The sequence below is a fragment of the Acinetobacter sp. AL9 genome, assembly GCF_041464035.1.
GTDB classification, from domain to species: domain Bacteria; phylum Pseudomonadota; class Gammaproteobacteria; order Pseudomonadales; family Moraxellaceae; genus Acinetobacter; species Acinetobacter towneri.
Map to the genome: position 1 here is coordinate 1 of NZ_JAYFSK010000099.1, position 4752 is coordinate 4752.

General features: G+C 39.7%; 4 protein-coding genes and 3 tRNA genes. 1 reads left to right on the forward strand and 6 read right to left on the reverse strand.

Annotation, left to right across the window (positions count from 1 at the left end):
• Positions 1-358: 358 nt before the first annotated feature.
• The 5 genes from ACEO2X_RS13265 to ACEO2X_RS13285 form a co-directional block, all read right to left on the reverse strand.
• Positions 359-443, reverse strand: a tRNA-Leu gene (locus ACEO2X_RS13265).
• Positions 444-479: 36 nt separating this feature from the next.
• Positions 480-553, reverse strand: a tRNA-Trp gene (locus ACEO2X_RS13270).
• A gap of 33 nt (positions 554-586) precedes the next feature.
• Positions 587-671, reverse strand: a tRNA-Leu gene (locus ACEO2X_RS13275).
• Positions 672-788: 117 nt separating this feature from the next.
• Positions 789-1640, reverse strand: coding sequence for a serine/threonine protein kinase (locus ACEO2X_RS13280; RefSeq protein WP_371972135.1), 852 nt, complete (start codon positions 1638-1640; stop codon positions 789-791).
• Positions 1630-3159: a DUF3336 domain-containing protein gene (locus ACEO2X_RS13285; protein ID WP_131261332.1), complete on the reverse strand. Its 1530-nt coding sequence runs from the start codon at positions 3157-3159 to the stop codon at positions 1630-1632. Before ACEO2X_RS13285 ends, ACEO2X_RS13280 begins: the two co-directional genes overlap by 11 nt.
• A gap of 185 nt (positions 3160-3344) precedes the next feature.
• On the opposite strand from ACEO2X_RS13285, the gene ACEO2X_RS13290 reads away from it, so the two are divergent.
• Positions 3345-4217, forward strand: coding sequence for an ATP-binding protein (locus tag ACEO2X_RS13290; RefSeq protein ID WP_096902520.1), 873 nt, complete (start codon positions 3345-3347; stop codon positions 4215-4217).
• 76 nt (positions 4218-4293) lie between these two features.
• Here ACEO2X_RS13290 and ACEO2X_RS13295 read toward each other — a convergent pair whose 3' ends face one another.
• Positions 4294-4452, reverse strand: coding sequence for a hypothetical protein (locus ACEO2X_RS13295; RefSeq protein ID WP_371972136.1), 159 nt, complete (start codon positions 4450-4452; stop codon positions 4294-4296).
• Positions 4453-4752 lie beyond the last annotated feature (300 nt).

A 4752-nucleotide genomic window follows, 5' to 3' on the forward strand; every position in this document is an offset into this window, starting at 1 on the left:
ATCAACAATACAAAAAATTTCTGTAAAATCGTACATGGTAGTTAGAGCCTTTGGGTTGTGTCGTAACTTTCTAAATGGCTCTAACTACCTTTTTTTCAAGGGCTTTTCTTATCCGTAATTCGGGTAATATAGATAAGTATGCAATAACGGTTGAACTTGATAGGATACAAAAATAAAAATTCAAATCGTATTTCATCAACATTTAAAGATGATCTTGCCCACAACCTGTTTATGGGCTTTTTTTATGTTGAATTTTAAATCTTAAAATACATCTAAGCCTTGTCAAAGAGATGCAATGATTTAAAGCTAAAATAACAGGCAATAAAAAAGCAAGGTCATTGCCTTGCTCTTTAATGTATGGTGGGGACGGAGAGACTCGAACTCTCACACCTCGCGGCGCTGGAACCTAAATCCAGTGCGTCTACCAATTTCGCCACGTCCCCAACATCGGGTACCAACTGAGTTGTTGGATTTTAATTTGGCAGAGGATCAAGGATTCGAACCTTGACGAACGGTTTTGGAGACCGTCATGCTACCATTACACCAATCCTCTGTAACTTAAAATCAAGCTGACTTGATATTTAAGTGGTGGGGACGGAGAGACTCGAACTCTCACACCTCGCGGCGCTGGAACCTAAATCCAGTGCGTCTACCAATTTCGCCACGTCCCCGATGGCTGTGTATATTATAGAGATCACTTCCTGATGACAAGCCTTTTTTATAAAAAAGCACAATGACTGTTTAAATAAAAAACAAAAAACTATTTTTTGATTTTTTCTTAAGCATATTCAGCTACTAAGCCATAATTTTAACTCAGCAATACTCACTGCACGCTGCGAATAGGACTTTGCCAGCATGTGATTCAGCAGAGGTAAAAATGCTTGTAGATGTATGGGAAGTTGAATATGCAATCTTTGACAGTGCAAATACGCCCAATCGTGGTAACTATTTGCCTGCAAGCGTTGTTGCGTTAACCATTCATAAAAAATAATGCCTAAAGCATAAATATCACTTTGTGCAGTTTTGAGCTGTCCGTGAAATAATTCTGGTGCCATATAACGTGGCGTTGCAGTCATCCCCTGACATTGAATATCTGCAATTTGCTGTACTTGCTCAAAATCTAACAGTTTGATTTGCCCATCCAACTGCACAATATGTTCAGCTTTTAAGTCAGCATGAATCCAACCTAATTGATGTAATGCTTCCACTGCTTCAAAGACACGCAAAAATATGTGTTTAATCGCTTCTGTATATTCAGGTAAATTACCCATCACAAAAACAGCTTGCGCTTCAGGTAAAATTAAAGCACGTGAATAGACCTGTGAATAATGCGATGAAATGTCATGTGAATTACCCTGCGACTGAATATGAATGGGTGCAGCATCCATCAATTCACATGGCAATAAAAAAGATAAATATGATGATTGCGCGTACTGTTTATAAAAGTCCCATTCTTGTGCAAAACCCTGCTCTACTGTCGCATGAACACCTTGTTGTTGGGCTTTCAGCCAATAAAACTGCCCTTGATGTTCAAAACGATAGATATGCCGACCATATTGCAAACTTTGCGCTTTACTGCGCAGCTCGAACTGCGCAGTATCTAACTGTTGAACATCCAAATTTAAAACATTAAACAACACTTGCGCCAGTGCGCATTTCTGCTGCGACTTCGGTGGATACCTCTATTTGTGGTACATTTAATAACTCTAAGCAATGTTGCAAAGTTTTACCGACACGTGCATGCGTTTCAATTGATGAAATTTTCGGCCAAGTCGCACGCTCGCCTTCACGCTGTAAAATTTTAAATAAATGTGGTTTCGGGTTTTGCAACATATAGCTGTAATGACGCAGGTTATAGCTTCCTACAATATTCACATCACCATAATAGCGTTGATCGACAATGCCATAGCCATGATCTAGCAAACGACGCACTGGCGGTACAGCTCCTGCGCGCTCACGTACAAAATCCATTACCCCACGACTAATGACTTTGCCCTGACGACGAATAATCCGTTCTGGCCAACTCAGCATATCTTTACGATAACGCTTAATATCATCCTGCATAAAAGGCACTACATGCGGATTGACCTGACTGGCGATGGTGTAGTTAATATTATACAAACGTGCCATTTTTTCCTGTGGGAAATCGCTACGCACACTGCCATCCACCCAACGGGTTTTACCCATATATGGAGTGTGTTCGCCATCATAACGCTTGTTGGTTAAACGTACTGGTGGAAATAAAATTGGCACAGCACACGAGGCCAACACCGCACTCCAAACCAACAAATCTGGCGCAGTGAAGCTGTTCATAATGCGTGAGTCTTGCGATGCATCATAAGGCGCAACCGCCACATTAATATGCAAACCTGATTTTTGAAAAGCTTCTTCAAACGTGGTATCGCCCAAGTTTTTGATCAGGAATTTTTTTAAATAATGCACATCGGCAATTCCACCATTGCCTTTAAGAATTTCGCGCATTTGTCTAAACTGAAATGCTTCGTGGAAAAATGACTCACCACCCAAAATATGCTGTACTTCTTCAGGTTTTGCGATGCCTAGCATTGCAGTCATTATTGCACCCGCGCTCGAACCCGACAGCACTTTAGGCATTAAATCCTGTTCAAGTAAGGCCTTACAAACACCTGTATGAAACAAACCTAGCGTTGCCCCACCAGAGAACATCAAGGCAGGTTGTCCGTATGCAGTTTGGCATTGCTGAAAAAACTCTATTTTTTCTACTTTGGTTAAAGCCTGACATTCATCTGAAGCGACAAAAGCCAAACTTTTACTGACTTCATCCACATAATCTTCAATAATTTTTTTAGTACCCACATAGGTTGCAGTAAACAACATCGGATGGGCAATATTGGCGATGTCAAAAGTTAAACCTTCACGCAAAATATAAATTAAATCGTGACTGCGTTCGGTGGTGCGATAACGGCGTAATAAATTTAAACGATGCGAGATAATTTCCGCATCAAAATATGGCGAACTGTTGTCATATTTCCATTCTTGCGCACCAGTTTCTTCATCTATACGAATGGCAATACTTTTCCATTCTTCATACGATTCGGCATTTTGAATTTGGCGCTTGAGTTTTTTTATGCGATAGGCTTGATGCGGATTAACATCTTCGGTGAAATCTTTAAATAACATAGCATTCCTCAATCCGTTGGTTTATTCGCAGCACTACGCTTGCCTATGCCTACTATACACAACAATATCTAAAAAATTGTAATACGCGTCAATGACTCGATTCACACTTTGATTGTCAAATCTAGGTCAATTGCGCTAGTCTTAAAGTGTAGCAATCTGATCTGCATTTTTTAAGCTGAATTATCATGGCAAACCTAGATTTACCCGACAACATCTTATTATCACTTTCTCATGTACTCCAACAACTACAGCAAAGTTTACCTGCTTTAAAACAAGAAACCGACTTTTCCGCCATCGCATTCAAATGGCAAGATCGACAATTGATAGCGATTCAACAACCAAGAAAAATTGATTTAGATGATTTAAAAGGCATCGAAAAGCAAAAAGAAAAAGTCATTCAAAACACCTTGCAGTTTTTAAATGGCTTACCTGCCAATGATGTGTTACTTACAGGCTCACGCGGTACGGGAAAATCATCTATTGTACGTGCCCTATTGACCGAGTATGCCAATCAAGGATTACGTTTAATTGAAATTGAACGCGATGATTTGTCTGAATTGCCAGAAATTCAAAAAATCATTCAGCATCGTCCTGAAAAATTTATTGTCTACTGTGATGATTTAGCTTTTAACGCAGAAGATGAAAATTATCGTAGTTTAAAAAGTGTTTTAGATGGTTCATTACAATCAGGTTCCAGTAATTTTATTATTTATGCAACCAGTAACAGACGTCATCTATTACCTGAATTTATGCATGAAAATACACCTGTCACTCGTGTAGATGTACCGCAATATACTGAGTTGCATCCTCAAGAAGCAATTGAAGAGAAAATTTCACTGTCTGATCGCTTTGGTCTATGGCTGTCGTTTTATCCAATGGATCAAAATCTATATTTAGAAATTGTGGAGCATTATTTACACAAAGCCGAAATGCCAATGACTGCCGAAGTACGTGCAGAAGCATTAAGATGGTGTCAGGCACGTGGACAGCGTTCAGGGCGTGCTGCCTATCAATTTTCTAAACACTGGATTGGCTCGCAGCAACTTAAAGCACTTTAAATATTTTAATGGGTTGTTTGCATATAGAAGATAGTCAGCAACCCACTCTATTTAAACGCGCTAAATGACTGAGCGACTACTGACCTTGTTCTGCAGCAATCCGTGCCAATGTGTCTTTATAAAATTCTTCGCCATGCGCCTGCATTTCTGCCACAGTCGGCTCTCCTACATATACTTCTTGCGGTACTGTCGCTTCAGATGTGATAGCCGAAGGATGAGTTGCTACAGTAGTCAAACGAGTGGTACTTCGACCTGTTGGGCTGTCACTGAACTCGGCTGATTTTCTGTACTATTTATATTTTGCTGTATTGACTCAGCCCCTTCGCAAGCGGTCAATACCATCATCCCCATCACACAAATAATGCAAAATGTATTTTTAAATCGCATGTTTATCTCAATTGGTTTTATATTAACCCGAATTACGGATAAGAAAAGCCCTTGAAAAAAAGGTAGTTAGAGCCATTTAGAAAGTTACGACACAACCCAAAGGCTCTAACTACCATGTACGATTTTACAGAAATTTTTTGTATTGTTG